Source organism: Erythrobacter sp. (assembly GCF_038133525.1).
In the GTDB taxonomy this organism is placed as follows: Bacteria; Pseudomonadota; Alphaproteobacteria; order Sphingomonadales; family Sphingomonadaceae; genus Qipengyuania.
Window position 1 is genome coordinate 235 of record NZ_JAYPTL010000159.1, and the last position, 1,615, is coordinate 1,849.

2 protein-coding genes and 1 pseudogene are annotated in these 1,615 nt (G+C 63.2%); all 3 read right to left on the reverse strand.

Annotation, left to right across the window (positions count from 1 at the left end):
* Positions 1 to 173: pseudogene (locus AAFM29_RS17490) on the reverse strand (SDR family oxidoreductase); the annotation flags it as partial.
* Positions 174 to 248: 75 nt separating this feature from the next.
* Entirely contained in the window at positions 249 to 1,181 is a 933-nt protein-coding gene (locus AAFM29_RS17495) for a YihY/virulence factor BrkB family protein (protein ID WP_341713995.1), read from the reverse strand.
* Between the two features lie 127 nt (positions 1,182 to 1,308).
* A partial coding sequence (locus AAFM29_RS17500) for a DnaJ C-terminal domain-containing protein (RefSeq protein WP_341713996.1) occupies positions 1,309 to 1,615 on the reverse strand: 307 nt, incomplete at its 5' end.

Below are 1,615 nucleotides of genomic sequence, written 5' to 3' on the forward strand. Positions count from 1 at the left end.
ATCAGCAATTCGCTGCCAAGGCTGGCTGCGAGCGGACGCACGCGCTTTTCCAGCGCTTCGCCCTGATAGGAGAAAGCGAGGCTCGCCCCCTGAGCGGCCAGCGCCTTGGAAATGCCCCATGCCAGCGACTTGTCATTGGCCAGCCCCATGATCAGGCCCCTCTTGCCCTGCATGAGATTGCCTTGAATCGCGCTAGCCGGTGCGGTTTCGGCGGTTTCGGTCATGTTTTCGAACTTCCTGCGAGGGCCTTACCCCTGGGGCGGCGCCTTTGGTTTGATATCAAATTCGTTGCGGCCGATCATGTCGCGCTCTTCGGGCGTTTCCGCAAGTGCGGCATTCAGCTCTGCTCCTACGACGAGCCCTAGCCCGACAAGCCAGAAAAAGAAAAGGGCGATCATGAAGCCGGCAAGGCTGCCGTAAGTAAGGTCGTAGGAAAAAAGCGTCCGAAGCGTGGGCGGCAGCAGCACGGTCACCAGCACCCACCATGCCGTCACCAGCACCGCGCCGGGCCATTTGGGATAATCGCGCGAGCGATAGGCGCTGGGCGTCAAGGCGATGAACAGCAGGTAGAGCGAACCGAACAGGCCGAGCGCCGGGATAAAGCGCGAGAGCGCGAGCCGCCCGACCCATGCGTTGGCTTCGGGAAACCATGCCTCGATCACTTCCTGCGCGGCGGAAATGGCGAATTGCGCGGCGAGCGAAGTCATGAGGAGCAGCACTGCGCCGATGATGATTCCCGCCGACAGCAGGCGATATTTGACGAAGCTGGCCGTTGGCCGCGTGCCGTATGCGCGGTGGAGGATGTCGCGGATCGTTTCGATCAGGCTGCCCACCGTCCACAAGCCAAAGATCGCGCCGACCCACAGAAGCCAGCCGGTTCGCGCGCTGACGACATCGCGGGCCACGGGTTCGAGAACGTCGGCCACCACGCGCGGGACCGCGAGCAATATCGCATTGATCGCGGCAGTGCGCTCGTCCGCTTCGCCGAACAGCTGGAAGATCGCGGCGCCGGTGATGAAGAACGGGAAGAGCGAGAGGATCGCCATATAGGCGAGATTGCCTGCGTGGATGAAACCGTCCTGGTAAACGCCGATCCACATCCGCTTGGCGACGGCAAAGACGCGTGTGCCCGGGCCGATCTCTTTTTTCACGGCGTGGAGCGAGAGCCGCTTGCGTTCCATGGCGGAACGGCGGCGCGCCTCGGGCGTGAGGTTCGAGCGAGCCTCTCCGACGGGCTTGAGAGTTTCGTCCTCTTCCAAAACTGCCTTGGCTTAGCCTTTCTCGGGCGCAGAGCGTCGTCCAGCAGGTTCAGATGCCCAGCCGTGACCTCACATTGCGCGCATCGGTCCAACCCTTCAGCCTTTCGGCCAGTTCCGAACTATCGTCGGGCAGGTCGATTTCCAGCGTGACGAGCTGGTCGCCGCGGCTGCCGTCCTTGCGGGTAAAGCCCTTGCCTTTGAGGCGCAGCACCTTGCCAGAGGAACTGCCCGGACCGACCGTCAGCATGACCGCGCCCGAGGTGGTCGGCACCTTGACCTTCGCCCCGTTCACCGCCTCGTCCAGCGTGATGGGGAGGTCGAGCCGGACATCGTCGCCGTCGCGCTTGAAGAAAGGG

What these genes read in the sequence shown, in the direction of transcription:
- AAFM29_RS17495 (WP_341713995.1), bottom strand. Translation starts at nt 1,181, where the DNA reads ATGGAACGCAAGCGGCTCTCGCTCCACGCCGTGAAAAAAGAGATCGGC.